Annotated in this window: 18 protein-coding genes and 1 tRNA gene; 9 read left to right on the forward strand and 10 right to left on the reverse strand. The window is 64.7% G+C overall.

Going from position 1 to position 26,087, the window contains the following annotated elements:
* Positions 1 to 601 precede the first annotated feature (601 nt).
* Positions 602 to 2,386, forward strand: coding sequence for a hypothetical protein (locus KA354_12260; protein MBP7935410.1), 1,785 nt, complete (start codon positions 602 to 604; stop codon positions 2,384 to 2,386).
* Between the two features lie 4 nt (positions 2,387 to 2,390).
* On the opposite strand, the gene KA354_12265 is transcribed toward KA354_12260, so the two are convergent.
* The 3 genes from KA354_12265 to KA354_12275 form a co-directional block, all read right to left on the reverse strand.
* Positions 2,391 to 3,173, reverse strand: a complete 783-nt coding sequence (locus KA354_12265; GenBank protein ID MBP7935411.1) for a DUF1080 domain-containing protein — start codon at positions 3,171 to 3,173, stop codon at positions 2,391 to 2,393.
* 218 nt (positions 3,174 to 3,391) lie between these two features.
* Positions 3,392 to 4,549, reverse strand: coding sequence for an ATP-binding protein (locus tag KA354_12270; protein ID MBP7935412.1), 1,158 nt, complete (start codon positions 4,547 to 4,549; stop codon positions 3,392 to 3,394).
* 82 nt (positions 4,550 to 4,631) lie between these two features.
* A complete protein-coding gene (locus KA354_12275) occupies positions 4,632 to 5,015 on the reverse strand; it encodes a hypothetical protein (GenBank protein ID MBP7935413.1) in 384 nt (127 codons plus the stop codon).
* Positions 5,016 to 5,155: 140 nt separating this feature from the next.
* Here KA354_12275 and dtd point away from each other — a divergent pair, with 140 nt between their 5' ends.
* Together dtd and KA354_12285 are read left to right on the forward strand one after the other, a co-directional pair.
* Positions 5,156 to 5,605, forward strand: a complete 450-nt coding sequence (gene dtd, locus KA354_12280) for a D-tyrosyl-tRNA(Tyr) deacylase (protein MBP7935414.1) — start codon at positions 5,156 to 5,158, stop codon at positions 5,603 to 5,605.
* 7 nt (positions 5,606 to 5,612) lie between these two features.
* Positions 5,613 to 6,791, forward strand: coding sequence for a class I SAM-dependent RNA methyltransferase (locus KA354_12285; protein ID MBP7935415.1), 1,179 nt, complete (start codon positions 5,613 to 5,615; stop codon positions 6,789 to 6,791).
* A gap of 62 nt (positions 6,792 to 6,853) precedes the next feature.
* Here KA354_12285 and KA354_12290 read toward each other — a convergent pair whose 3' ends face one another.
* Together KA354_12290 and KA354_12295 are read right to left on the reverse strand one after the other, a co-directional pair.
* Positions 6,854 to 8,053 (reverse strand): hypothetical protein, encoded by a 1,200-nt coding sequence (locus KA354_12290; GenBank protein ID MBP7935416.1) that lies wholly within the window; start codon positions 8,051 to 8,053, stop codon positions 6,854 to 6,856.
* Entirely contained in the window at positions 8,022 to 9,524 is a 1,503-nt protein-coding gene (locus KA354_12295) for an MBOAT family protein (GenBank protein MBP7935417.1), read from the reverse strand. The genes KA354_12290 and KA354_12295 overlap by 32 nt, the downstream gene beginning before the upstream one ends.
* 206 nt (positions 9,525 to 9,730) lie before the next feature.
* Between KA354_12295 and KA354_12300 the strand changes: the two genes are divergently transcribed.
* The 5 genes from KA354_12300 to KA354_12320 all read left to right on the forward strand — a co-directional run bounded on the left by KA354_12300 (position 9,731) and on the right by KA354_12320 (position 18,059).
* Positions 9,731 to 12,100, forward strand: coding sequence for a hypothetical protein (locus KA354_12300; protein MBP7935418.1), 2,370 nt, complete (start codon positions 9,731 to 9,733; stop codon positions 12,098 to 12,100).
* A 211-nt stretch (positions 12,101 to 12,311) separates the two neighbouring features.
* Positions 12,312 to 13,661 carry a hypothetical protein gene (locus KA354_12305; protein MBP7935419.1) on the forward strand — a complete coding sequence of 450 codons (1,350 nt, stop codon included), beginning with the start codon at positions 12,312 to 12,314 and terminating at the stop codon, positions 13,659 to 13,661.
* Between the two features lie 57 nt (positions 13,662 to 13,718).
* Entirely contained in the window at positions 13,719 to 14,069 is a 351-nt protein-coding gene (locus KA354_12310; GenBank protein MBP7935420.1) for a hypothetical protein, read from the forward strand.
* Between the two features lie 144 nt (positions 14,070 to 14,213).
* Positions 14,214 to 17,105 (forward strand): DNA mismatch repair protein MutS, encoded by a 2,892-nt coding sequence (gene mutS / locus KA354_12315; protein ID MBP7935421.1) that lies wholly within the window; start codon positions 14,214 to 14,216, stop codon positions 17,103 to 17,105.
* Between the two features lie 408 nt (positions 17,106 to 17,513).
* Positions 17,514 to 18,059 carry a GNAT family N-acetyltransferase gene (locus KA354_12320; GenBank protein MBP7935422.1) on the forward strand — a complete coding sequence of 182 codons (546 nt, stop codon included), beginning with the start codon at positions 17,514 to 17,516 and terminating at the stop codon, positions 18,057 to 18,059.
* Positions 18,060 to 18,092: 33 nt separating this feature from the next.
* Here the strand turns inward: KA354_12320 and KA354_12325 are convergent, their stop codons facing one another.
* Complete coding sequence (locus KA354_12325; protein ID MBP7935423.1) at positions 18,093 to 20,069, reverse strand: glycoside hydrolase family 44 protein; 1,977 nt, start codon at positions 20,067 to 20,069, stop codon at positions 18,093 to 18,095.
* 538 nt (positions 20,070 to 20,607) lie between these two features.
* On the opposite strand from KA354_12325, the gene KA354_12330 reads away from it, so the two are divergent.
* Positions 20,608 to 22,293 carry a hypothetical protein gene (locus KA354_12330; protein MBP7935424.1) on the forward strand — a complete coding sequence of 562 codons (1,686 nt, stop codon included), beginning with the start codon at positions 20,608 to 20,610 and terminating at the stop codon, positions 22,291 to 22,293.
* A gap of 215 nt (positions 22,294 to 22,508) precedes the next feature.
* Here the strand turns inward: KA354_12330 and KA354_12335 are convergent.
* The 4 genes from KA354_12335 to KA354_12350 all read right to left on the reverse strand — a co-directional run bounded on the left by KA354_12335 (position 22,509) and on the right by KA354_12350 (position 25,999).
* A tRNA-His gene (locus KA354_12335) sits at positions 22,509 to 22,582 on the reverse strand.
* 89 nt (positions 22,583 to 22,671) lie between these two features.
* Positions 22,672 to 22,947, reverse strand: coding sequence for an isoamylase early set domain-containing protein (locus KA354_12340; GenBank protein MBP7935425.1), 276 nt, complete (start codon positions 22,945 to 22,947; stop codon positions 22,672 to 22,674).
* 194 nt (positions 22,948 to 23,141) lie between these two features.
* Complete coding sequence (locus KA354_12345; GenBank protein MBP7935426.1) at positions 23,142 to 24,272, reverse strand: Nif3-like dinuclear metal center hexameric protein; 1,131 nt, start codon at positions 24,270 to 24,272, stop codon at positions 23,142 to 23,144.
* A gap of 29 nt (positions 24,273 to 24,301) precedes the next feature.
* Entirely contained in the window at positions 24,302 to 25,999 is a 1,698-nt protein-coding gene (locus KA354_12350; protein ID MBP7935427.1) for a cation:proton antiporter, read from the reverse strand.
* Positions 26,000 to 26,087: the final 88 nt, after the last annotated feature.

The following is a 26,087-nucleotide window of genomic DNA, read 5'->3' on the forward strand; positions in this document are numbered from 1 at the left end:
TTCCGTCGATTGAGGATTCGCTATGAGATCCATGCTCAGAACTACCTGGGCTTCGTTCAGTTCGCCAACGCGATCATTTGCTGGCGGAGTGCTGAAGCATGAAAAACAGGGTTTTAGGACGCACTCTAAGTGAGAACACAACCCCACAAGCAGCCCTGTCTCGCGACCCGCCAACCCATCAGCTCTCGCCGCGCCCAAACATCCACCAGATCACCCCAGGAAAAACAGCGGGACACCCGTCATGTTGTTCCCAAGGGTCTCTGCCCCACAGCGACAGGCGCCATGCTCCCATCGACGTTGGCTTCGTTCAGCCAAATGGCTTCGTTTGGCCAAATGGCTTCGTTCAGCCAAATGGCTTCGTTTGGCCAAATGGCTTCGTTCAGCCAAATGGCTTCGTTTGGCCAAAAGACCATCTCCAACTCCCTCGCCGCGATCCGCCTCGCCTCCAGCCGGGCGGCCACTTGCTGGCCCGGCCGAGAGCGGCGATCATCAGCAAGCCAACGTTGGCTTCGTTTGGCGCTTTCCCCAAACGCACGGGGCCGGCTCGGTCTGGACCCGCCCGGGCGGCCAGCCATCGACCCTTGCCTGACAAGAGGTGCATATGAGATCGGACCGTAACCCCTGGATCGCGTTGACCTTGTGCGCGGCCGTCGGCGGAACCCTGGCCACCCGCTCATTCGGCCAGGCCGGGACGGGCATGACCGGCACGCCCTGGCCGGCAACCGATGGCCTCGGACGAAAACTGCCCCTCTCCGACGAGGTCGGCCCGCCTCGAGCAGACCGCTTCGTGGGCATCTTCTACTTCCTGTGGCTCAACGAACGACACAACAAGAGCCCCCACGGAGACGGCCCCTTCGACGTGTCCCGCATCCTCGCCAAAGACCCCGACGCCCTCAAAAAACCCGACTCGCCACTCTGGGGACCCATCGGAACATCCCACTACTGGGGCGAACCGCTCTACGGCTACTACCTCAGTACCGACCCGTGGGTGCTCCGCCGCCATGCCCACGCCCTCGCCGACGCCGGAATCGACACCCTCATCTTCGACACCACCAACGCCCTGACTTACCCGGAAGCCTACATGAAGCTCTGCGCGGTGTTCAGCCAGGTCCGCAAGGAAGGCGGCTCCACGCCTCAGATCGCATTCATGCTCAATACCCAGGCGGGCAAAACGGCCGAAAAGATCTACCAGGAACTCTACCAGCCAGGACGGTACCGCGAACTCTGGTTCCGGTGGCAAGGCAAGCCGTTGATGATCTGCGACCCCAAGGAGGCAAACCCCGAACTGCAACGATTCTTCACCCTCCGAAAAGCCCATTGGCCCTTCGAACTGGTCAACACCCCCTACGCGTGGCACTGGGAGAGCACCTATCCGCAGGTGTACGGCTACACCGACGATCCGACCAGACCGGAACAGGTCAACGTCGCGGTGGCCCAGAATCTGCGGGCCAGCGACGGCCAGGTGACTAACATGAGCCGCGGCGACGCTCGAGGGCGGAGCTTTCACGACGGGAAGATGGATACATCGCCAGGCGCGGTGAATCAGGGGCACAACGTGGCGGAGCAGTGGAAGCGGGCGATCGAGCTGCACCCGCCGTTCGTCATGGTCACCGGGTGGAACGAGTGGATCGCCGGTCGATGGGGACAGCCTGGCGGGCCGATCGAGTTCGTGGACCAGTTCAGCCAGGAATACAGCCGCGACATCGAACCCATGAAAGGCGGCCACGTCGACCACTACTACTGGCAGCTGGTGGCCAACGTGCGGCGATTCAAGGGTGCCCCAAGCCTCCCGAACAGCTCGCCCCCCACATCCATTCGCCTCGACAACGATCTCCAGTCCTGGCAAAGGGTCGAGCCCGAATTCCTCGATCACCTCGGCGAAACCAGCCCCCGCGATGAGGAAGGCGCCGCCGGCCTGCGCTACACCAACCACACCGGCCGCAATGACCTGGCCGCCGCGAAGGTCGCCCGCGACCCGCAGAACGTCTACTTCTACGTACGCACCCGCGAACCAATCACGCCCCCCACCGACCCCAACTGGATGTGGCTGCTCATCAATGCCGACCAGAACACCGCGACCGGCTGGGAAGGCTACGACTTCATCGTCAACCACACCATCACCACCGGCGGCACAACCTGGCTGGAGAGAAACAAAGGAGGTTGGAACTGGGAAAAGGTGGTACCCATTCGCTTCGCGGCCAAGGGACGCGAACTCCACCTCGCGGCACCCCGCTCGGCACTCGGCCTGCCCGAAGACACCACCGCCCTGGCCATCGACTTCAAGTGGGCGGACAACGCCCAGACACCCGGCGACGCCCTCGACTTCCTGGTCAGCGGCGACACGGCTCCCGACGGCCGCTTCGCATTCAGATACTCCGCCAGGTGATCGGTCAGCCGCCGTCGCGGGTCGCGGCCCCGGCAGGAAGACCGGCCTTCAGCTTCGCCCGCAGCTCCGTGGTCAGCTCCTCGTGATCGTCACCCAGCTCGCGGATCCAGAGGTTGCGGTACCGCACCGGGTGGCCATGGTACTGGAGCGTGAGCGGCAACTTGGGAGGGTGAGCCTTGTAGCGCGGCTGACGACGATACTCGGTCTCACCCATGATCTCGAAGTGGTTCTGGATCAGCACGCCGTTCTGCAGGATGGTCACGTACGCCGGACGGGCCAGCTTGCCGTCAGAGCCGAATCGCGGTGCTTCAAAGATGATGTCGTAACTCTGCCATTCGCCGGGCTTGCGGCAGGCGTTGACCAACGGCGGCCGCTGCTTGTAGATCGCCCCGGCCTGGCCATCAAAGTAGGTCTTGTTCTTGTGCGAATCGAGAACCTGGATCTCGTACTGGCCCATGAGGTAAACGCCACTGTTGCCGCGCCCCTGCCCGGAACCCTTGACCTCGGCCGGCGCAGCCCACTCGACATGCAACTGACAGTCGCCAAAGGCCTGCTTGGTGGTCAGATTGCTCCCACAAATGGCGTAGCCGTTCTCGATCTTCCATCCATCGGCATTGTGCCACTTGGAGAGGTCCTTGCCATCGAACAGAACAACGGCATCGGAGGGCGGACCACCCACCGGACCAGGATCGACCACCTTGGGCTCCGGCCAGGCAATACCACTGGTCCAGGGAGGAGGTTGACCCTGCCCGTGAAGGGCCCCCGCCAGAACACCAATCGTCACGATGAGAACCGCCCGCTGCCAGCGACGCAGATTGGCGCGTTGAATCAACTGGTCCACGTTCCGCTACCTCCACCCAAAAGGACCCCGATGACACTCGGCCACCCGAACGGGGGCCGGATTGGACCCATCATGGATAACCGACGGGGCGAAGGAGTGCAAGAGAGCTTTCAGCGATCAGCCGGAGAAGATGGCTGGGACACAGGCGGAGAGCGACGGTCAGCTCATTTGCGGCGTGCACGGCCCAGATGTGTGAGCAGCCATTCGAGGTTGCAGGACACGTGCGTCTCCGTCTCGACGATCCCCTCGGTGCGAGAGACCAGGAACCGCCGGTCGGCCTTGATCAGGTCGGCTCCATGATTAAGGTTGGCGACATCGTACGGCCCCGGGGAACTGGTCAGCTTGATTTCAACCGCCCATCGGGAAGCACCGAAGTCCAGAACCAGATCAATCTCGCGCTGATCGCTGGTACGCAGGAAGCAAGCCTCGAATGAACGGTCCGCGTGCTGCAAGGCTCCCAGTACCTGCTCGATGACATAACCTTCCCAACTCGCGCCGACCCAAGGTTGGCTCAGAAGCTGCTCGCCGCCGGCCACGTTGAGCAGTGCATGGAGAAGTCCGGAGTCGCGCCAGTAGACCTTGGGACTTTTGATCAGACGCTTGCCCAGGTTCGCGTGGTAGGGAGGCAGTCGGCGGATCAGGAATGCGCCGGCGAGGTAGTCCAGGTAGTTGTTGACCGTGTGATAGGACAACCCGAGGCTCCGACCGAACTGGGAGGCGTTCCAGAGTTGGCCATGCACGGCCGCGAGCATCTTGAGTAACCGGCGTGTAACCTGCGGCTTGGCCGGCAGGCCCCAGTTGGGAAGATCCCGATCGGTAAGCAGTGACAGGTAGTCCTGCTGCCATCGGGGGTATCGCTTCGGGCTCAGAACGCCCCCCTCGGGATACCCTCCGCAAAGCCAGAGCCGGCTGCGAGCCGCCCTCGAGGTCAGTTCGCCCCAGAGGAAGGGCGTCAGTTCCACGAGCGAGAGCCGGCCAGCGAGGGATTCGGAGACCTGGGCCATGAGCATTGGCGACACTGAACCCAAGAGCAGGAATCGACCTTTGCGGCGACGATCACTATCGATGGCGCCGCGAAGCCGTCTGAACACGCTCGGCCAGGCTTGAGCTTCGTCGAGTACGACCAGCGACCGGCCGGTGACGAGTTCGTCCCACTGGATATCGAGACGCAGGCGATCGCCATCCTGTTCGAGATCGAAATAGACACCGCCCAACTGCCTGGCCAGAGTGGTCTTGCCGGACTGGCGCGGTCCGATCAGGGCCACGGCGGGATACTCAGCAAGCCGTTTCTTCACGATTGTCGAGGCTTTTCGGAGCAGCATGCTTGTATTTTAGAAATTGATTTCTATTCTGCAAGACCGAGACCGGGCCTTCCTTACCGGAACTCAGCCGCCCAAGCAGCCTTCACGGCCGCTCGTAGGCCACACTGCCGAGTGACGGGTCAACGGTCATGAAGGCGGCGGTCTGCTCGTCCAGGGCACTGACGACTTCGGGCATGTCATCGAACAGAACGTCGATCTCGAGTTGCCGGCAGACCTCGGCTTTCCAGCGGCCAGCCTCATCTTGCCAAGACTTGGCGCCGCCGGCCTTCCGCTCGTCGTCGGCGAAGAGGATCAGTTCGTCATAAGAGACACCGCACTCGGCAAGGTCCTCCTCGGCGAAGCCTCGGTCCTCGCGATAGCTGATGATGTAGACCTTATGCCCGGCCGCCCGAAGGGCCTTGCTGATCACGGCGAAGAACTCCGGGCAACGGGTGATGGTGTCGTCGATGTCGAACGCGATCCGCATACACGGGACCTCGATCACGGGTCACAAGCGGCCGGGCCAAGCCACAGCCCACGGGCATCCTCCCCGATCCGGGCTGCACGTGCCACAGGCCGCAAGTTGGGCGATGTACCAAGGGAGCGACGTTGCGGTACAATCCGGCCATGCGAGCGATTGTAGAACGGGTGAATTCGGCTCAGGTGACGGTGGATGCGAAGGCGGTCGGGGCCATTCAGGCCGGACTGCTCGTCTATCTTGGCGTGGCGGCCGACGATGGGGACGAAGACGTCCGGTACATGGTGGACAAGATCCCCCACCTGCGGATCTTCACCGACCCGGACGGGAAGATGAACCTGAGCGTCAAGGACATCGGTGGGCGGCTGCTGGTGATCAGCGCCTTCGCCCTGCAAGCCGATGCCCGGAAGGGACGACGGCCGTCGTTCGACGCGGCGGCGCCGCCAGAGAAGGCAAACGCCCTCTACGAGCAGCTCTGCCGGGAGTTGACCGCCGCCGGACTGGTCGTGGAGAAGGGAGTGTTCCGGGCACACATGCACGTCAGCTGCCTCAACGACGGTCCGATCTGCATCCTGCTGGATTCGAAACGCACCTTCTGAGCGATCCATGAACCTTGACGTGACCAATACCATCCGCGTGAGCTGCGCCCCCGCCCTGGCCGAATACCTGGCCAAGGAGATCGAGGCCCTGGGCTACACCGTGACCGGGCAATACGACACCGGCGTGGACCTGACCGGCACGCTGGGCGACGCCATGCGGCTCAACCTCTACCTGCGAACCGGGATGAACGTGCTGTACTTCCTGCGTGAGTTCCCCTGCTCGACGGTCGAGGATCTGTACCGCGAAGTCGCTTTCATCGACTGGGAGCAGTGGCTGGATCCCGACGGGTACTTGTCGGTGGTTTCGCGGGTCGATACCCCCTCGGTCAACAATGAGACCTTCGCCAACAAGAAGGTGAAGGACGCGATTGTGGATCGGATTGACGACAAGGCTGGCCGGCGACCGAACTCGGGACCTGGTCGCGACCAGTTCGTGGTCAACCTGTTCTGGTTCAAGGACCGCTGCTGGTTGTACTTCAACACCTCCGGCGAGAAGCTGTCCAACCGGGGCTACCGCAAGATCCCCCACTCCGCCCCCATGGTGGAAACGCTGGCCGCGGGCGTGCTCATGGCCGCCGGTTACGACGGGCGGATGCCGCTGGTCAACCCGATGTGCGGAAGCGGGACGCTGGCGATCGAGGCGGCACTGATGGCCACCGGCCGGCCGCCAGGACTGCTGCGGAGCAACTTCGGGTTCATGCACGCACTGGGCTTCGACGACCAGGCGTGGCAGGCCATCCGCCGCGAGGCCCGCAAGGTCCGGGCCGAATCGCCACCCGGCCGGATCATCGCCTCGGATATCGATCCCCAGGCCGTGGATGCCGCCCGACGCAATGCGACCACCGCGGGCGTCGATCAACTCATCGAGTTCCACGTCTGCGACTTCGCCGATACCCCCCTGCCGGAAAGAACCGGCATGGTGATGCTGAACCCCGAGTATGGCGAGCGGCTCGGCAGGATGTCGGAATTGGAGGTCACCTACAAACGGATCGGAGACTTCTTCAAGCAGCGCTGCCCGGGCTGGACGGGCTACATCTTCACCGGCAACATGGAGCTGGCCAAAAAGGTCGGGCTTCGGGCGAGCCGGCGGATCCCCTTCTTCAACGCCCGGATCGAGTGCCGGCTGCTCAAGTACGAGTTGTATCCGGGTACGCGCCGGCGAGTCGTGGAGACTCCATCCCATTGAGGCCAGCACGACGGCGGCTTCATCGTGCATCGAACCGGGACGCTGCTCGCCGACCGGCGGGGCTACGGCCGCAGCCGCAGCCTGCCCGCGTCGATCAGAGCCCGCAGGTCGCGGCCGATTCGCTCGGAGAGGATGGTCGCCCCGGCGGCATTGACGTGCGAGGCATCGCCGAACAACCGGTCCTGGCAGCGCCCTTCGAACACTTGCCCATCGTAGCTCAGCAGCGGCACGCCTTTGCGCTCCCCGACCTCAACCAGCTGGCGGTGGAACCGATCCGCGGCCTCGGCGCCCGAGGTTCCCTCCAGTGCCGCCAGGACGGCCGGATGCTGCGGCGTGTCCAGAAGCACGACCTGCACGCCGTCGGCCAGGAGGCGATCCAGGTTGGCCTCGAAGAGCCGCCAACGAATCCCGTCCAGCCGTGCCCCTATATACCAGAGATTAGCTACTCCGCGCGTGGTCCTGGCGAAGCCCTCCGGATCCGCGGTCACATCCTCAGTAACCCGGACGTACCCTCGGTCACACATGGACGCGGGTGCCCTGCCGAACACCATCCCGCCGGGCATCACCCCCGACAGGATCAGTCTGGTCACCGGGTCCGGCGGCTCATCGGGCCAGCATCGCCGGATCAGCCCGGCGGCGCAGGCTCTCTCCGGCAGAAAGACCGCCCGGATGGCATGGGCACCGGAGGTCAGTCGCCATCGATCGATGAAACCCAGGGACCAGAGTGTCTCGTTGCCGAGAAATACCCCCTCATGGAGGCAATCGTTAACCGACCAGATGCCGACGCTCAGAAGCATGATCGGCCGATGGGAGAACCGCGGAGCGAACTCGCGATAGGCCGCGAGGGCCACCGCCGGCTCGCCTGCCGGTGTCCCGATATTGACCACTTCCGACCCCGCGACACCCAGCACGCCAGCGAGGACCTCCGGGATCACCTGGCTCGCGGCCCGCGAATCACCTGCCACCAGCAGGCTGGGCCGCCCGCCGGCGGTCAGCGTCAGGACCTTGTCCCGCAGGCTGTCCCGGGCAATCGGTTCGGGATAGGCCAGGCCGGCGAGGACATGAATCAGGCCCACCACCAGGCCGGCGGCCAGGGCCCCCAGGGGAAGCCGGCCAGCCAGGCGGACCATTCGAGCTCGCAAAAGACGCAGCCGATGGCCGATCACGACGCCGGCCGGCCATGACCACCCGGCGGGTCGCAACCCGGTGTCGAGCACGGAGAACAGGCTCTCAGAACTGGAAGTAGATGAACGGCTTGCCATCCGTGGCTCCGACCAGAACCAGTCCGTAGAACATCGCCGCGTAGGCCACGCCTCGAACCCAGACCGGGCAGCGTGGCAGGAACTCCAGATCGCCTCTGAACCGCTGGATCGCCTCCATCGCCAGCAGCGGCAGGGTCAACACCAGCAGGCTCACCACCCCGGTCTGCGAGATCGAGTTGGCCCCCTGCAGGATCCACCACGGCCAGGGCGACCAGACGGCATCCAGGAATCGACCGAGTTGGTCGACCGACTGACAGCGGAAGATCATCCAGCCGAGACAGACCAGCTGGAAGAAGCCGAGCACGGCCAACCACGAGACCGACCGATGGGCGGGCGGACCCAGGCGGGCAAACAGGCGCTCGATCACCGGCCGGAGCATCCGGTAACCGACCAGCAGGCATCCCTGATACGCGCCCCAGAGCACGAAGGTCCAGGCCGCACCATGCCACAGACCGCCCAGGATCATGGTCAGCATGAGGTTGATGCAGGTGCGCCGGGTGCCCCGGCGATTGCCTCCAAGTGGGATATAGAGGTAGTCGCGCAGCCAGGAGGAGAGGCTGATATGCCAGCGCCGCCAGAACTCGACCGGATTGCTCGAGAGGTAAGGAAGGTCGAAGTTCAGGCCAAAGTGGAAACCCATCATCCGGGCGCAGCCGCGGGCGATATCGGTGTAACCCGAGAAGTCACAGTAGATCTGCACCGCAAAGGCATAGGTGGCCACCACGATCGCGGCCCCGTCCGCACCCGGGGCGTCGAGGCGATAGACGTGGTCGACCAGCAGGGCCAGGTTGTCGGCAATCACCACTTTCTTGAACAGGCCCCAGAGCACGAGGTAGCCGCCGGTCCAGATCTCCCCGCCATTCAGACGTCGCGGCCGACAGACCTGCGGCAGGAACTCGCGGGCCCGCAGGATCGGCCCGGCGACGAGTTGGGGGAAGAACGCGACAAACACCCCGAACCGCATGAGGCTGCGAACCGCCCGCAAGTCACCCCGGTAGACATCGATCGTGTAGCTCAGGCTCTGGAACGTGTAGAAGGAAATGCCTACCGGCAGGATCAGATTGAGCAGCCGGGGTTCGAGTGGCAACCCGAGCATCCGGAGCAGACTCGCACCGCCGGTGGCGAAGAAGTCGAAGTACTTGAAAAAGCCGAGGATTCCCAGGTTGGAGACAATCGACGCGACCAGGATCGTCCGCCGAGCCTTCGCTGAGTAGAGATACGGGGCATTCGAAGGATCCAGGCCGGTGTCGGGATCCTCGCCGATCCGGCGGTCGAGCAATCGGGCGCACAGGTAGTCGATGCTGGTGGAGAGCCAGATCAGTCCAAGGAAACGCCAATCCCAGTAACCGTAGAAGAAGCAACTCGCGGCCAGCAGCAGCGCGTTCTGGAGGCGCAGACGCCAGGCCGAGAGGACATAGAGTCCATAGACCACGACGAAGAACGCCGCGAATGTCAGGCTGTTGAAGACCATCCGGCATGGCTCCAGCGTTACGTATCTGTCGGAAGGGCGGGATGACCGGTTGAGTTAGCGGACCTGCGTGTCGGGGCAAGCGTCCGATAATCGCGGCGGCTGGTTCCGGGATACTCGCACCCAACGGTCGTACCACCGGGCATTTGCGAACGGATGCGACCTGGCGCTATACTCGACGCCTGGCCCGAAACACAAAGGGGACCACCATGCTGACTACCCGTGCTCGGATCATTCTGTTGGCCGGTTGCCTTCTCGCCGCCTCATCGACGGTCAGGGCGGAGCCACCCGTCACGACAAACGAAGGGACACACGCTTGCCGATTGCCTGCACACCTGCCGCCGACGATGGCGGCCTGGTTCTGGCATGGTCGCGAGTTCGAACCGGGCGGCTACAAGCCATACCTGGACATGACCGCCCGGCATTCGGGCATCAACCTGCTCACGACCACGCTGCGCGTAGCCGGCCACGAGGTCACCGAGCCCGCGGTACACGACCAAATCAAGGCGGCGGCAGAATACGCCAGAGGGTTGGGCATCCGAATGGTCATGGACCTGGACGTACGGTTGGCCCGGGAGGCCTTCCGGAAGGAATACCCCGACGAGATGGAGGGCATGCTCCGGCTTCGTGAGATTCCGCTCGGCGATTCAGGCGAGGTCGGCTTGAGCATCGCCAGCGAGGAGCCTGCGGACCACTACACGTATGGCACCACGCCGTATGTGGCCTTGACCGGCCGTCTGGTACGGGTCTACTCCTACGTTCGCGGTCCGCAAGGCATTGAGCCGGAGACGGTGCTGGATGTCACCCAGCGGTGCCGCGTCCGAACGGAGACGGCTAAGGAAGTTGCGGTGTCGTTGCCCTGTGATTCCGAGAGCAAGGGGCGTACGGCGTGCGTTGTTGTCTGCTTCACCCATTTGACCCCGGCGGCGTTCGGGCCGCATCTCGATACGTTCCAGCGCAGAATCCTGGAGGGCTACCGGGATGCCGGCCTGGCCGGAGCCTGCAAGGATGAATGGGGGTTTCCGCCCTGCTTTGACGGCTGCCCGGCGCACCACGACTTCTGGTACTCCCGTTTCGAGGCCGAGGCCTATGGAGGTCGGACCGGTGGACGGGAGCTGGTGCGGGATGGCCTGCTGATGGCATTCGGCGAACGTGGGCGCGAGGCGGAGCGCATCGCGGCCATCAATCAGTTCACGCAGATGTGCCGCGAGCGTCACGCGGGCGTTGAGATGCTGTTCCACCGGTCGGTCAAGGCGGTGTTCGGACCGCAGGCGGTTGTGGCCACCCATCCGACCTGGTGGCCGTACCCGGACCGGCGCGAGTTCATGAAGAACGGCCTGGACTGGTGGGCGGCCACGCGGGACGTCGCCCAGACGGATGAGGCGACGCCGTTCTGCGTGCGGACCGCGCTGGCCAAGCGATGGGGCAGCCCGGTCTGGTACAACATGTACTACTCGCCCAAGGTGGACGACTACCGAGCGGAGCTGTGGTCGGCGGCCCTGGCCGGGGGACGGATCAACTATCACCCGCTGTGGCCGATTGATGGCGGGCAGGGCTTCGATGAGGGATGCAAGGCGCTGCTTCGCGGGGAGCTGATGCGCGGCGAATGCCGGGTGCGGCTGCTGAGCTTCATCACGACGGCGCCGCTCGATTGCCCGGTGGCAGTGGTCTTCGGACACCCTGGGGCGATGAACTGGGCAGGGAGCGGGTACGACGATGTCGGGATCGGGCTGACGGATGCCTTGTGGCAGGCGGGCTATCCGGCGGACCTCATCCCGACGAGCGAGATCGAGTCCGGTTCACTGCGCGCCGGCCGCGATGGCCATGTGCAGTATGGCGGCCAGAAGTACCGGGCGGTGGTCATCTATCATCCGGACCTGGACAAGCCGGCTACCGCGAAGTTCTGGCACAAGCTGATCGCCGACGAGACCCTCGCCAAGGGTGCGGTTTCGCGTGATTACGCGGCATTCGTCGGCAAGGCGGCGGGGGGTCAAACCAGCCTTTATCGGATCGGCGACTGGAAGCGGGGTTTTGACGGCAAGCCGTTCGATGGGGCGACGGCGCTGCCCAAGGACACGATCGTAGCCGCGGACGTGCCGTCGGTGACCGCGCTGATTGTCGCCCGGATGAAGGAGCTGGGTATCGAGCCCCAGGCGGCGGCGGATCGGGTTACGGGATTTGCGGATTGTCACAGCATGGCGTCGCCGGTGGCGGGACACACGCGGCTGATTGACGGAACTCACGTTGTGGTATCAGGGGTGAAGTCGGCGGGCGGCGACCCGATCCAAACGAGGTTCACGATCAAGGGCCGGAGTGTGACCGTGGATGCGGTAGGTTTGGCTGCGGTGCGATTCGGTCCCGACTGGCAGCTCGAGGCCTTTGCGGCGGGCGGGCTCAAGCACATCGAGGCGGGTGAGTTCAAGCTTGATCTGCCAAGCCGGGCCGATCTGGCGGTCTGGCGCGATTCGCAGGGCAAGATGCACGGCGTCCTGCAGGGCTGGAATGGGGAGGTGCCTGCGGCACTGGCGGCGGTGACGGATGACTGGTTGCGAATGGGAGTGCCCAAGGAGATGGAGTGATCAGGAGCGGTGCACCAGCCGTGAACCACCGGCCTGTGGGCCGGCCCGCGGTGGGATGGGTCCTAAAGGAGGCTTTACGATCTATCTGGCGCCAGCTCAGGGACACAGGCGAGACCGGCGGCATCGCGACGCCCAGCCGAGCGCAACGGGCAGGAAGATGCTGGGAGACCAGACGGAACGGCTGAGCCAACTTGTTCGGAGGATCCGGGAATTGAAGACACGGCGATCCACATACCTCGTGGTTCTCTTCTGTCCGTTGACCGCTTTCGGCGCCGAGCCGGCGGGCACCGGAGGCAGGATGACGTTCCTGGACAACGGCCGGGTCCGCATCGGCATGGATCTAGAACTCGGGGGGGCCGTCACCTTTCTTTCCGGCGCGGATCATCCGGGCAACATCATCAACAGTGCCGATCTCGGGCGGCAGATTCAGATGTCGCACTACTCGGGACCGTGGCCGTTCGAAGTCGGGGGCAAGAAACCGAATCCGGCGTGGGCCGGGCTGGGCTGGAACCCGATCCAGACCGGCGACTGCTACGGGAACCCGTCGAAGGTGCTCGCACACCGCAACGATGGCAAGGAGATCTATATCAAGTGCATTCCGATGCAGTGGCCGCTCGACAACGTTCCGGGCGACTGCGTGTTCGAGACCTGGACGACGCTGGACGGGCCGGTCATCCACATGCGGTACCGGTGCACCAATCGCCGCGCCGACCAGACGCCGTATCGCCCCTGCCCGCAGGAGTTACCGGCGGTCTACACCATCTCCAGGCTATGGCGGCTGATGTCCTACACGGGTGACAAGCCGTTCACCGGCCACAAGCTCACGCAGGTCACCAATGACTGGCGCCGACCCTGGCCATGGACGCGGTTCACGGCCACGGAGCGATGGGCGGCGCTGGTGGACGACGGGGGCTGGGGCCTGGGCGTCTTCAAGGACGACGGCGGCGAGTTCCACGGCGGGACTCACGGCGACGGCCGGTCCGACGATCCCAAGCATGGCTCGACCGCGTATCTTGCCCCTGTTCACAGGGAGAACTTCGATCACAACATCGTCTACGAGCACCGGACGGAGTTCATGGTCGGCAGACTCGACGACATTCGCCAGCGCTTCAATGACATGGCGACGCGGACGCCGCCCGCCTGGCGATTCGTCCAGGACCGACAGCACTGGACGTTGGGCGACGCCACCGATCAGGGCTTCCCGATGAAAGGCGAATGGCGAGTCAAGTTCGGCGACAAGAGGCCGCGCCTCGAAAGCCCGTTGCAGTGCTGGCGCGCGGAGAAGGCCCCGTTGGCGCACCTCGAAATCGCCTGCCGGGGTACGGCGATGAAGGCACGACTTTTCTGGAAGCGGCTCGATGATGACAGATACGACGGCAAGAAGTCCCTGCCGCTCGAACTGAACCCCGACGGCGAGTTCCACGCTTATCGTCTGGACCTTGCCTCGTCATCCGAGTATTGCGGTCTCATCACCGGGCTGGCCCTCGAGCCGAGCGCCGAACCACGCCCGGGAGCCGAGATTGCCGTCCGATCCATCGCCCTCTCGGCACGACGGCGCTGAGCGTGGTGGCGAGAGTGGCCCCGGTTGATTGGATTTCCGCGTTCATGGGAGGCGGTCATGAGCATTGTTCTGTTGCGTGGGCCGAAGAGACAGGCCGTGCTTGTCGCGATGATGGCCGCATGGACGGTGAGCGGATCCGGCCGACCGTCGCCGGCGGCGGCTGAGGAATCGGAAGCGAAGGCCCGGCTGCCCACTGAGCCGGTCGCCCCGGGCGAAGCGTCGGCATTTCAGCCGAACATGGTCGTGACGCACCTGCCCGAACGACCGGTCGCGAACGGCGGGCCCAGCGAGGAAATCAGCCTGGCTCCTTACGGTTGTACCAAGTTCCGGGTCTCGATGTTCCCGATCACGGAGCAGGCCTTCGCCGCTCTGAAGTCGGAGAGCGCGGTAGGCTCCGGGAACAAGTAGACGGACCGAGGAGGGCGCCCCGCCGGCCAAGGCGTACGCACCGGTGTCACACCGTAGGCCGCACCAGGCGATACCGACGGCACGAGTCACGACACGAGCGGATCGTTGAGAAGTGCTCGCCGATGCCGTAAAGTGACCCCACGAATGACCGGGAAGACGAACAACCTGTCCGGCGGCGATGCCGCCGACCTGCTCACGCCGGCTATGCGCCAGTACATTGAGCAGAAGGCGGCCGCGCCGGACGCGCTCCTGCTGTTCCGCATGGGCGATTTCTACGAGTTGTTCTACGAAGACGCGGTGACCGCCTCGCGGGTGCTGGGCCTGACCCTGACCAGCCGGGGCAAGGACAAAGGCGGAACGGCCATCCCGCTCGCCGGGCTGCCCTACCACGCCCTGCAGTCCTACCTGTCCAAGCTCGTCCACGCCGGCTACAAGGTGGCGATCAGCGAGCAGGTCGAGGACCCGCGTCAGGCCAAAGGCGTGGTCAAGCGCGAGATCGTGCGGATCGTCACGCCCGGCACGCTGACCGAGGACGCGCTCCTGGAGCAGCGGGCGGACAACTATCTGGCCTGCGTCTGCCGACTCAAGGACGAGTGCGGGCTGGCGTTCGTCGAGCTGTCGACCGGGGCGTTCTGGGTGCAGACGCTGGCCGAGCGGTTGCTGGTCGACGAACTGGTCCGGCTGCAGCCGGCGGAACTGCTTGTGCCTGAACGGCGGATCGACGCCCAGGACCCGTTGGTGGCCGCACTCCGCAAGCTCACCGGGGCGGGGCAGGCGTTGCCCGAACTGACCATCACCAACCGGGCGGGGCACCTGTTCGATCCCTACCAGGCCCAGGAGACGCTTCGCAAGCACTTCGGCGTGGTCACGCTCGAAGGGTTCGGATTCACCGGCATGGATGCGTCGCTCTGCGCGGCGGCCGTCATCGTCGATTACCTTGCCGAGACGCAGAAGACCTCGCTCAACCACATCGTCAAGTTGTCGCGGCGGTGTTCGAGTGACTACGTGTTGATTGACGAGGCCACGTGGCGATCACTCGAAGTGGAGCGGACGCTGCGGAGCGGGGCGGCGGCCGGATCGCTGGTCTGCGCGGTGGATCGCACCTCGACGGCCATGGGCGGGCGTTGCCTGCGACGGTGGCTGGCGGCGCCGCTGCGCGCGGCCGGGGCGATCATTGCCCGGCAGGAAGCGATCGCGGACTTGCTGGCCGACGTGCATCAGCTGGAGGCCATCCGGACCGAACTGGGGCAGCTGGCCGACATCGAACGGATCACCTCGCGACTCGGTGTGGGGCGGGCATCGCCGCGTGATCTGCTCGCGCTGGGACGGACGCTGCTGGCGGTCGAGAAGGTGGCCGATCTGCTCGACGAGACGGGCCGGAAGACAAGTGGGCGCTGTGAGACATCGCTTTCGTGTGGCACAGGCGTTTCGCCTGTGAACAAGCCATGTGGCACAGGCGCCTCGCCTGTGGAGGCCTGGCGGGGTGAGTCCGGCACCCTTCACCCCGACCAGACGCCGGTGCCACCCGCGGCGCTGCCGCACCCGGAAGTGCCGCACCCCGAAGCGACGATCCGGCAGGTGCCGTTCCTGGCCGAGCGATCGGTGGCCCTGCGCGGACAGCGTGACTTGGCCGAGTATCTGACGACCGCTTTGCACCCCGACGCGCCGCTCATGGTCAGCGAGGGTGGTGTGATCGCCAATGGGCACGACGCCGAGCTCGACCGGCTGCGCTCGATCGGCAGCGACGGGCGCCAGTGGCTAGCCGACTACCAGGTTCGCGAGATCGAGCGGAGCGGCATCCCCAGCCTCAAGGTTGGCTACAACCAGGTGTTCGGCTACTACATTGAGGTCACCAATACCCACCGCGAGCGCATTCCGGCCGATTACGTCCGCAAGCAGACGCTCAAGAACGCGGAGCGCTACATCACCGACGAGCTGAAGAACTACGAGACCGAGGTGCTGACCGCTCACGACCAGGCGATTCAACGGGAGATCGCCCTCTTCGAGATCATTCGCCAGCATGCGATCGAACACATCCGAGCTCTGCAGGTGCTGGCGACGGCCGTGGCCGAGATCGACGTGGCCGCCGGACTGGCCCACCTGGCGGACGAGCGGCGATACGTCCGGCCGGAGCTGACTGCCGAACCGCTGCTGGAAATCCGCGATGGGCGGCATCCGGTGCTGGACCAGACCCTGGCCGAGAAGTTCGTGCCCAACGACTGCGAGTTGGGCCTGACCGCCGGTGAAGGTAAGGATCGCCAGACGCTGGTGGTGCTCACCGGTCCGAACATGGCCGGCAAGAGCACGTACATCCGCCAGGTTGCGCTGCTGACATTGCTCGCCCAGGCGGGGAGTTACGTCCCCGCGGGCTCGATGCGCTTCGGACCGGTCGATCGCATCTTCGCCCGCGTCGGGGCATCCGATGAGATCAGCCGCGGGCAATCGACGTTCATGGTCGAGATGACCGAGGCGGCCAACATCCTCAACAACGCCACCGAGGAGAGCCTGGTGATCATCGATGAACTCGGCCGGGGCACGAGCACGTTCGACGGTCTGTCGCTGGCCTGGGCGATTGCCGAACAGCTGGTGACCAGAATCCACTGCCGCACGCTGTTCGCGACCCACTACCACGAGCTGACGCAACTGGAGGACAACCTCGTCGGGGCGATCAACTGCAATGTCGCGGTTCGCGAGTGGGAAGACCAGATCATCTTCCTGCATCGCATCGTCCGCGGCGGGACGGACCGCAGTTACGGCTCGCACGTCGCCAAGCTGGCAGGCATCCCGCCAAGGGTCATCGAGCGCAGCCGGCAGTTGCTGGCCGAGCTGGAGTCCAATTTCTCGGCCGTCCGCCGGGCTCCGATCCGCACCGCCGTGTGCACCAAGCCGAAGCCGAAGGACAACCAGCTCATGCTGTTCGCGGTGACCGACCCGGCCGACGACGTGATCGAGGAGATTCGCAGGACCGATCCGAACAACATGACCCCACTGGACGCGCTCAAGCTGATCGAACGCTGGCGGGGATTGCTGCATTGATAGCGGCTGCCGCGCGGCGGTAGATCGGGAGCGGCAACCGATCGGAAGCAACAACAGGAACGCGAGGCTGCGAAGTGGCGTGGCCGAGAGACCGGCCCCCGACGGACGCGATTTTGGATGTCGTCCTCCTTCGACCCCAGCGGGGCCGCGGTTTGTAGCCCGGGGCGATACGCTGCCCCGGGAACAAGGCGACGCAAGTTCCTCCCAATCGCCCCAGCGGGGCGGAGGAATGGTGTTGAACGTGTAGGGATTCTCCTGTGTTGAGAAGACCATCCATACAAAGAACCTATCTCACTCTGGAGTGTAGGACGGGTTGCGAACCTGTCGCGCGGCCGGCAAGATGCCGGTCCCACACCTGACGGAATAGGCTCACAGTTTTCACATGCCGAGAAGGCAAGGGTTGTTGCCATGGGTGAATGCATCCCCAAGATCGAGCACTGGCCGGAAGAGGCCATCACGGAGAATGATGATCGTCTGCTTCGCGAGGTGCTGAGCACCTGCTACCAAGGGCCGGACGACTGGATGTTCCCGACCCGGCGATACTGGCAGGAGCCTCCGCAGCATCGCTGGTGGATGCGCGGCTCGACCGGCGTGATCATCTCGCAGATCGCGGTTCACGACAAGGTCATCGGTTCGCCGATCGGTGATCTAAGGATCGGCGGGGTGGGACTGGTCTGCACGCACCCGGACTACCGGCGGAAGGGCTACGTTCGCTTGCTGCTGACCGAAGCCCTGCCATGGATGAAGCAGCAGGGTATGGGTTTCAGCCTTCTCTTCGCGGCCGTCGATGCGTACTCGTCAAGCGGCTACATGCCGGTCAACAATCCGTTCCATCAGTTCGACTTTCGAACCAGGCAGTGGGTGACCAAGCTCATGCCCAAGGCCATGCTCGCCCCGCTGGCGGGCATCCCCTGGCCGAAGGGTGAGATCGACCTGCGCGGGATGGAGTTCTGACTTTCGCGTGTGGCGGGAGGGTCGGCATTGCGGTCAATCCGCGCAGTCGGGCGCCGCTGCGAGGCCCGGCCCGCTCATGCAGCCCCGGAGCACGTCGATATCCCGGGCATCGACGTCGGCATCATTATCCAGGCGAGCGCTCTGGCAGGCGTCCTCCGTTTGTGGCGTGGTTGGGCCGGTCAGGCATCTCTGCAGGCGGGCGAAATCGTCCATATCCACGTCGCCGTCGCGGTCAATGTCGGCACGCAACAAGGCGCTCGGCATGACAAGCAGGGCAACCGACGAGGCCGGCAACTCAACCGTGATCGTGCCGGTCAAGGCGACATCCGCGTCACGTACAATCCGGGTGAGATCGACCGCGCTGTAGCGATAGAGCTGACCGCGTGGACCCGCAGCGAAGTTGCGGATCGTCGGCGTCACGGCAAGGGCATCCAACGTCTTGTTGATGAAGACGACGGTCAATGCGCCGTCGCCGCGCTCGGCGGCGTAGACCGAGACGAGGCTCTGATTGCTGCTGACGGCGGAGATGGCGGTCTCTCCGAATCCGCTTCCCGCGCCGTCATAGTTGCGATAGATGCGGAACGCGAATGCGCCCGGCTCGTCGAACGAGGGCGGATCCCACAGCGTCGCCAGGTCCAGACCCTCGCGGCCGAAGATGCCGAGCACATCGGCCTGGGCGAGGGCCCCGTTGATGTGGTTGAGTGCCCCGAAGTTGTACTCGGTGACGGCCAGCCGGGTGCCGGGATAATGGGCAGCCACCCAGGCTTTCATGCGCGGGACGAGCCGGACGGCCTCGCCGATCCAGCTCTCGTCGACATAGGTCGGATCCCACAGCGAGCGGGTCGATCGTAATCGCTTGGCCTGCGTGGGGGCATCGCCCGCGTCGGAGAGGGCCACGCCGGACTGCGGGTAGTAGTGCAAGTCGAGGTAGTCGAGGATCCGCAGGCCGGTGGTCTGCTCATAGATCTGCATCTGCTGGAGGTACCATTCGACGAAGGGTATGTCGCCGTGGGCTTTGCGGTCGGGCCGTATGTTCCACCAGCTTCCGCCGCCGGCGGCGTCGGCCGCGGAGTAGAAGTAGGCCGTCCAGCCCCAGAGGACCGGTCCGAGGGTCAGGGCTTCGGGGTCGGCGGCCTTGACCGCGGCGGCATACTCGTAGGTCCGGTCGCGCATCTCGTCGTAACTGGTCCCGGCCGGGTGGACGTCGCGGTGGGTGCTGTTCCAGAGCATCGGCTCATTGTCGAGGTTGTAGAGGCGGACGCCGCCGGAGGAGGCACTGCCAAAGCGCCCCGCCAGGTGGGCGATCCAATTCTGCACGAAGGACGGCCCGGTGGCCGTGCTGGTATCGATCGGATCGTTGTCGGTGATCAGTGTGCCGTCGGGCCGGACGCCGTTGCCGCAGTCCGGTGCCCACGGGTCGGTCTTCTCCTGCGGGCCGTACTTGGCCACGCTGAAGCCGCAGGCCCGGGCCCGGGCCTTCGGTGTCCAGCCGATGAGCGGCAGGGTCACAATCGTCTCGGTTCCGGTGGCCATGTCCTGCTCGACGAACCGATCGGTCACGGAGCCATTGGGCAGTGTGCCGGGGCTCGAGTTGGTCTCGGGGATGTTCTCGAAGTACCAATCGCTGGCCCGGTTCGAAGTGTCGTTTTGCCAGTTGTAGCGCGTCGTGGCGTTGCCGCCGAACCGTCGAACGGGCAGGCGAACATCGGCGGCGAGATCAGCATCCGCGAAGTTCATGCCGTAGATGTAGGGGCTGATGGCATGGCGATTGGCCGCAGCATCAATGACCAGCGTCGGCGGGTCCGGGGGTACAATGATTCCGCCCACAAGTACGATCTCGTCCAGATAGAAGGCCGGCTGGGCCGCGCCGCTGTTGTCCTGCCACACGAGCCCACTGATCGCGGACACCCCCAGGGAGCTGATCGGGATCTCGATGTCGGACCATGTTCCCGCGATGGTCAGAGACAGGGTCACGCCAGCCCCTGGGGACGAGGAGGCGTCGTAGGCCATGACTTTCACCCGATGGCCGCCGGTCGTCCCTCCATGAATCGAGAAACGCAGCCCGGTGTAGTCCGACGCCGTCAACGTGGTATTGGTGTGCAAAAACAGCCCGGCCCAGGCCTTGTTGTACTTGACCGAGATGGAATGACCCGAGGTGCCCTTGATGGGACTCGAGGTGCTGAAGCCGGCCGTCGTATCCCACGACCAGTTGGCCCAGCCGGAGGCGAGGGAGTCGCCATAGACGGGAAGATCGGCGGCCTCCAGGGCGGCCGAGGCCACGAGGACCGCAATGACCGACGCCGCACTCCGTTTCCACGGGCTGTGCACTATTCCACCTCCTCCGGACCATGGTGAACGATTCGATGGGCTCGCCGCAATCTCGATTCGCAGCTACGAGTGTACCTCCCCTGCTCCGCGCGGTCAATGCGACGGCGCACAACATTCGATGCGAGCAGGGCTTGCACTTCTCGGAACCTCGCGACAAGATCATCGCTCAGCGGCGTTCAGGAGGAATGGGCGTCCCACGAAGACAGACGGAGAAACGACCATGCTCGCTGGATCATGGGTAGCGATGCTGATTCAAGGCACGCTTCTTGGCGCGGGTCCGGAGCCGGGCCTTCACGCTCACTACGCGGCCCTCACCTGCACGAGAGACGCGGCCGCCCCCTTTGCCGCGGTGGATTTCGTGTACGGGCCGATGGAACCTATCGCGGGTCAGTCCTGCGTCTGGTGGCAGATCGAGGCCCGGGCCGAGGACGACGCTCAGGCCCAGCCCCTGTTCCAGCTCCAGGCCTGTACAACGCGTGATCCGCTGATCCGCTCGCCCGAGCCATTGCAGTTTCGCCGCTACCTGCTCCGCATCCCGGAGACCTCCGAGGTCCTGGAGTACCGCAAGGTGCACGGCGGTGAGCCGCTGCTGCCGCCCTGGTTCGATTTCGCGCGGTACTTCGTGCCTCAGCGGGCCAAGGGCAGCGGTCTCACCGACGGGGCCCCCGAAACCTGCGAGTATCTCGGACATGTGCTCACCCTGCGTCATGTCGGTCGCAACGTGCCGTGGACACCGCTGAAGCCCAAGGTCCTCGAGCTAGACCCTGAGCTGCTGGTCGGCACGTCGCGCAACTTCAAGGACACCGAAGGCCGCCGCCTGCCCCAAACGCCACAGAAGCAGAACTACCAGTACACGCCGTTCGTCGAAGCCGACTATCCGATCATGCTCGAGGCGGGAATCAACCTGTTCATCGTCTCGCCCGAGCAGGAGAAGTACGTCCGCGACGAGCCGGTGTTCTATCTGCGCGGGGCGGGCAAGGACAAGCCGCTGCGGTATCCGGCCGACCTGTATCGCAGCAACTACGTCGGTTCGCAGATGTTCATGGACGAGCCGTCGATCATCATGGTGGGCGATGTCCGGATCCACAAGACACTCAAGTACTTCTCCGACGCTGCGGCGGTGATCGAGAAACGCGTTCGGGCGGGCTATGAGTCAGGCGGGAACGACGGGGCGTTCGACCTGGAGAAGGCCCTCATCAAGCAGGGCGTCAGTTTCGGGGACATGCGGCTGATGCAGTACGACTATCCCTCGTGGGAAACGCTCTATGACACGACCTACTATCAGATGGCCGGTGGCCTGACCGGGATTGTGCACGAAGGCCGCTACCGGGTAGCCGACTTCGACAAGGCCGTTGCCAAGTGGACGGCCGAGCCGCGTCGGCACACACCGGAGGAAGTTCTGCGGTATCACTATGCCTTTCTCCGAGGCGGATCACGGCCGTTCGGCAAGCATTGGGGCACGGCCATCTACGGGCAGTGCGACGCCGCGGTCGCTCCTCGAGCCATGACCCTGGCCTACGACATGGGGGCCCGCTACGTGTGGTTCTGGACCTCGGACCACGACCACCACGTCCCCTGGCCCGAGCAGCTCGAGCTGGCCCGAACGCTCAAGAAGCACCGGCTTGAACATCCCCGGCCGTCGATCTTCGGTCCCCCGCCGGGGCGCGACCTGGCGATCGTGATACCGTACGGCTACTTCCTGTCGGTGGACAACCTGTGGTGGGTACGGGTGATGGACGCGGAAGGCAAGAACGAAGCCTCGGCGAGGTATCGGCGGCTCATGGGGCGAGCCCACGCGGCCATCCAGCAGGCGTTTGATCGCAAACTGGATTTCGACATCACTGTCGACGACGACCGCGAGATCACCGGCTACCGCGATGTGCTGCGGATCACGGACGAGGAGTAGGATCCCTGCCCGCGGTCGGTCGCCGAACCGTTGAAGGGGAAGGCGACGGGGGTACCGACGACATCGGACTGTGCGGATGGAGTGGGACAGGCACGTCCGACTCGCGGCGCAGGCCCGAACCCCCTGCGGGGGTGGCCAAGGACGCGAGCAAGAGGTGGGGAGCGGCCACGGACGGGGTCTTTCATAAGCCCTTCTTTTACAAGTTTTTACAGAAGGGTGAGTGAGGGGATTCGAACCCCCGACTCCCAGGACCACAACCTGGTGCTCTAACCAACTGAGCTACACTCACCGTCGGGACGCCCCCGGAATCCGCATCGCGGCACGCCCTGGAGCTGTCGAGCATGACAAGATATCGCCGGAGGGGTGGTTTTTCAAGATTCAGTCGATTCTGACCAATGAATCCAACGATCCGAAGGTGTTGGGGACCTGGCCTTCCGCCTCGTTGTCCAGCTCCCATTGGCCGTCGACGAGGTACTTGTAGCGATACTCGCCGGGGGCCAATTGCAGCCTCTTGCGGTAGGTACCGTCTTTCTGACGCGTCATCCGGCCCTCGTGAGGACGCCATTCGTTGAACGACCCGGCAACTTCGACGCGTTCACAGTGGTTCCGCGGTGAGTATACGAACGTGACCTGTTTGCCTCTCTTAATGGTCATAGCTATCCCTCTTCTGGCCGGCAGTTTTCCCGGCGCGCGGACTACCCCGCAGATGTCCCATTATAGGACCGGCGGCGGAAGGCGGCCAACCGGACCGTACCGGCCGCTGCTTGGCCTGTGCCCCGAACGCATGGCGGGCAAGATCGGGACTCGCAGAAGCGGATCCCTCGCGAACAGGCTCGGCCGGCCACCGATTAGATCGGCTCGAATGGCGACCGATCGTCTCGGGCCTTGCTCGCTGAGAGCCCGGGCATCATCCTGGTCAGGCGTTCGGCCAGCGCGGCGAGGACCGGCCGTTCGCTCTCCCAATGACCCAAGGCGATGGCCGACTTGCCTATGCGTAAGATGGTCAGCGCGTCGTGGTGGCGGATCTCACCCGTCACGATGATATCGCAGTTAGCCGAGCGGGGCTTTTCGAACGGCAGCATGCCGGCGGATCCGACACACACGGCGGCTCGGGCGACCACGGCGTTTGAGACGCCGACGATGGTGCCGCTTCTGGATCCCGTCGCCTTCTTGAGCTTGCGGGCCAGGGTCGCCGGGGTGGTTCGCGGAGGAAGTTGCCCGACCCGGCCGATGCCGAACGACGGTGCCGCGGCCAGCGGGTAGATGTCATAGGCCGGCTCTTCGTAGGGGTGGCTGCGGAGGAGGGCGTCGACGACCTCGGGCAGGCAGCGGTTCGGGGTGACCATCTCAATGCGTACCTCGGGGACCTTCTCCAGCTGACCGCGCCGGCCGATCCTGGGCGAGGTGGTCTCGGTGCCGTAGAACGTGCCTTCGCCCGGGATGCGGTAACTGCACATCACGTAATCGCCGATCCGGCCTGCGCCGGCGGCCGACATGACCGCGGCCACATGGTCCACGTTTCTGGGAGGCACGAAGGTGACCACCTTGGACTGTGTTCCGGCCGGCGTGGTGTACTCAAACGGCTCGACGTCGCTCAGCCCGCACAGATCGGCCATCACGTCGTTTGTTCCTCCCGGAGCGGCATCCAGGGCGGTGTGGGGCGAGTAGATGGCGATACCGGCGGCGATGGCTCGATGGACGATGGCGTCGGCGCCGGCGCTGTCCGCACGTAGCCGGCTGACCGGGCGGAAGAGCGGGGGATGATACGCGAGCACCAGCCCGCAGTTGGTAGCAGCCGCCTCCTGCAGGACCTGGGGCGTGAGATCGATGCAGAGGAGGATGGACCGACACGGAGCGGCCGGATCACCCACCAGCAGGCCGACATTGTCCCATGACTGAGCCAGATGCGGTGGAGCGATGTGGTCCATGGTGGCGGCCACGTCGCGGACGGTGATCTTGTTCCTAGCGAGTTTGGACATCGCGATTCTCCGTTCTCGGCGTTGGGTTCTCAGCCTGCGGTCTGTCTCGTCCTTGCTCTCATCAGAGCCAGCCATTCGGTATAGCCTTTCACATTCAGGGCCTTGTCGCGCATCTGGGCGTCGCGGAACGTGCCGGCGATGTCGGCCAGGATTTCGAGTTGGGCTCCGTCGTCATGCTGGGGGGTGAGGATCAGGAAGATGAACTGAGCGGGCTCACCGTCCGGGGCATTGAAGTCGATTCCATCTCTCGAGATCCCAGCGGCCACGAGCGGCGCGGCCAGCTGCTCGATGCGGGCGTGGGGAACGGCGACGCCGCTGCCCACGCCGGTCGGCATGGTGCGCTCCCGATCGAGGACCGCCTGCTCGATCTCGTTCTGTGCCAGACCATGCAGTGAGGAGGCCGCCTGGGTCAGCACCCGGATCGCCTCCTCGCGACTGCGGGCCGGGATGGGATTGAGGAACATCCTCGCGTGCATGAAGCCGGCCAGGTGCCGCGGTTTCTTCAGTTTGAGCAGCCGCTGCATGGCCGGACCAGTCATCATCGTCGTGGCCAGAGCCATGACCACCAGGGCGACGAACATCCGCTCATCGATGACGCCATACTGGCGGGCGAGCAATCCGAGCACAATCTGCATGGCGCCGCGAGCGTTCATGCCGAAACCCAGGGCCCACGATTCGCGCGACGACATGCCGCACAGCCATCCGCCCAGCCCGCAACCCGCGATCTTCCCCACACAGGCCAGGACCAGGACAAGGAGGACCAAGACGGTGTCGAAGCGGGCAACGAAGTTGAGGTTCAGGCCGATGCTTGCGAAGAACAGCGGGGCGAAGATGAATGAGACGAAATCGCTGATGATCGTTCGGGTATGCTCGCGAAGATGAGGCGAGTCGCCGATGGCCACCCCTGCCAGAAACGCCCCGAAGACCACGTGAACACCGATCCACTCGGTGAACGCCGCGCTTAACAAGGTAATGGCCAAGGCAAAGCCCAGGACGCCACCCGGCCAGGAGGTGTGAGCCTGGATCCAGGGCAGGGAACGGTGGATGAGGGCGCGCCCGGCAGTCAGCATCAGGACGGTGAAGCCCAGCGTCAATGCGATCGTATAGCCGACACCGAGCCCATGACCGGTGGGCGTACCCAGCAGGCTGAGAATGACCGCGAACACCACCCAGCCAACCAAGTCGTTGAGCACCGCGGCGGCGACGATGACCATGCCCAGGTCGCTGCGGTAGAGACTCAGATCCATGAGTGTGCGGGCAATGACCGGCAGGGCGGAGATGGACAGGGCCGTGGCGAAGAAGAGGGCGAAGATCCGCCCGTCGGCGTGCTCTCCCCGGCCCAACCAACTCGGCAGGCACCATGCGGCGACCAGGCCCAGGGCGAACGGTACTACCGTCCCGGCCGTGCCCACCCAGAAGACGGCTCTGCCTTGCCGCCAGACGGTCGAGAGATCCACTTCGATGCCCGCGACCAGGAGAAACAGAGTGATGGCCAGGGTGGTCAGGCCGTTCAATGCCACGGCGCTGCTGCCTGTCGAGGGGAACAGGAACGCGGTGAACGACGGAGCCAGCCAGCCCAGCACTGTCGGCCCCAGGAGCACGCCGGCCAGGATCTCGCCCAGGACCGCTGGCTGGTTGAGCCGCCGGGCCAGCTCACCCAGGACGAGGGCTGTCGCCAGAAGCGTACCCAGACCCAGGAACAGGACCATGATCTGTTGGGCGTCCATGGCGGGACATTACCCGCGTGAAGCGATGACGCCAAGACTCCCGCCGACGGTGGCGAGGCCGTTTCGGAAACGAAACGGTATTACCGAA

It is taken from the genome of Phycisphaerae bacterium (genome assembly GCA_018003015.1).
GTDB lineage: Bacteria > Planctomycetota > Phycisphaerae > UBA1845 > PWPN01 > JAGNEZ01.

Excerpts from the sequence above, each read along its gene's own strand:
- KA354_12320 (MBP7935422.1), top strand. The coding sequence starts at position 17,514 with ATGGGTGAATGCATCCCCAAGATCGAGCACTGGCCGGAAGAGGCCATC.
- KA354_12325 (MBP7935423.1), bottom strand. The coding sequence starts at position 20,069 with ATGGCCTACGACGCCTCCTCGTCCCCAGGGGCTGGCGTGACCCTGTCT.
- KA354_12285 (MBP7935415.1), top strand. The coding sequence starts at position 5,613 with ATGAACCTTGACGTGACCAATACCATCCGCGTGAGCTGCGCCCCCGCC.
- KA354_12260 (MBP7935410.1), top strand. The coding sequence starts at position 602 with ATGAGATCGGACCGTAACCCCTGGATCGCGTTGACCTTGTGCGCGGCC.
- KA354_12270 (MBP7935412.1), bottom strand. The coding sequence starts at position 4,549 with ATGCTGCTCCGAAAAGCCTCGACAATCGTGAAGAAACGGCTTGCTGAG.
- KA354_12295 (MBP7935417.1), bottom strand. The coding sequence starts at position 9,524 with ATGGTCTTCAACAGCCTGACATTCGCGGCGTTCTTCGTCGTGGTCTAT.
- KA354_12330 (MBP7935424.1), top strand. The coding sequence starts at position 20,608 with ATGCTCGCTGGATCATGGGTAGCGATGCTGATTCAAGGCACGCTTCTT.
- KA354_12310 (MBP7935420.1), top strand. The coding sequence starts at position 13,719 with ATGAGCATTGTTCTGTTGCGTGGGCCGAAGAGACAGGCCGTGCTTGTC.
- dtd (MBP7935414.1), top strand. The coding sequence starts at position 5,156 with ATGCGAGCGATTGTAGAACGGGTGAATTCGGCTCAGGTGACGGTGGAT.
- KA354_12290 (MBP7935416.1), bottom strand. The coding sequence starts at position 8,053 with ATGGCAAGCCGTTCATCTACTTCCAGTTCTGAGAGCCTGTTCTCCGTG.
- KA354_12340 (MBP7935425.1), bottom strand. The coding sequence starts at position 22,947 with ATGACCATTAAGAGAGGCAAACAGGTCACGTTCGTATACTCACCGCGG.
- KA354_12275 (MBP7935413.1), bottom strand. The coding sequence starts at position 5,015 with ATGCGGATCGCGTTCGACATCGACGACACCATCACCCGTTGCCCGGAG.
- mutS (MBP7935421.1), top strand. The coding sequence starts at position 14,214 with ATGACCGGGAAGACGAACAACCTGTCCGGCGGCGATGCCGCCGACCTG.
- KA354_12350 (MBP7935427.1), bottom strand. The coding sequence starts at position 25,999 with ATGGACGCCCAACAGATCATGGTCCTGTTCCTGGGTCTGGGTACGCTT.
- KA354_12345 (MBP7935426.1), bottom strand. The coding sequence starts at position 24,272 with ATGTCCAAACTCGCTAGGAACAAGATCACCGTCCGCGACGTGGCCGCC.
- KA354_12300 (MBP7935418.1), top strand. The coding sequence starts at position 9,731 with ATGCTGACTACCCGTGCTCGGATCATTCTGTTGGCCGGTTGCCTTCTC.